The following is a 471-nucleotide window of genomic DNA, read 5'->3' on the forward strand; positions in this document are numbered from 1 at the left end:
CATCGCAATCTGTCGGGTGGAGATGCTGATAACTGCCAGCATCGTATCCATTATGAGTTTCCCTTGTCAGATGACTGGAAACTCTGGGTTAAGAATGACGGCGAGGTGATGAGCCAGCAGGATTTTGCCATCTTTTTAGAAGATCGCATTCCTGACCTTGCCTCACCGACGGAGGGTGAAATTGCGACCATTGAGCGTGATTTCAACACCACGGTGGCGCTGCCGTCGCAGCTGGTTAACCTGTCACGCAAAATGCAAGTCAATGTGTCTTCGCAGGTGAAGACAGAAACCAAGCTGCAGTCTGGGGAAGGGCAGATTCAGTGGGAAGAAACCCACACGGGCGCTGACGGTCAGCCGGTTAAAGTGCCGGGCATATTCATTCTGTCCATCGCCCCATTCTTTATGGGAGAGAAAGTGCGCATTCCGGTGCGCCTGCGCTATCGCATGAGCAATCAGAAGGTTGTCTGGTTC

At 52.4% G+C, this 471-nt stretch carries 1 protein-coding gene; it reads left to right on the forward strand.

Annotation, left to right across the window (positions count from 1 at the left end):
- Positions 1 to 471, forward strand: a 471-nt coding sequence (locus tag ABE530_RS19705) for a DUF2303 family protein (RefSeq protein WP_499695735.1), incomplete at both ends; no start/stop codon positions are given.

Source organism: Brucella sp. TWI559 (assembly GCF_039674265.1).
In the GTDB taxonomy this organism is placed as follows: Bacteria; Pseudomonadota; Alphaproteobacteria; order Rhizobiales; family Rhizobiaceae; genus Brucella; species Brucella chromiisoli.